We start from the raw sequence: 231 nt of genomic DNA on the forward strand, positions 1-231 counted from the left end.
GGTCCGTGAGGTCGACGTCGCGTACCCCGAGCGCGAGCAGGTCGCGTCGCCGTGCCGCCCGGACCGGGGCGAGGTCGTGGACCTCCAGCCCCGTGCGCGACCGGACCCGCGCCGCGAGGGCGGCGTTGGCGACCCGCGCGTGCCAGGGCCAGACCCCACGACCGAGCGGCCGTCGCCGCCCGACGACGAGGTCGCTCTCCCCGGCCGCCACCGGCAGGACCCACCCGGGGG

At 80.1% G+C, this 231-nt stretch carries 1 pseudogene; it reads right to left on the reverse strand.

The features are described 5' to 3' along the window. Window positions 1–231, reverse strand: a pseudogene (locus tag AC0I8G_RS26330) (glycosyltransferase); the annotation flags it as partial.

The organism is Kineococcus sp. AC630 (genome assembly GCF_979255925.1).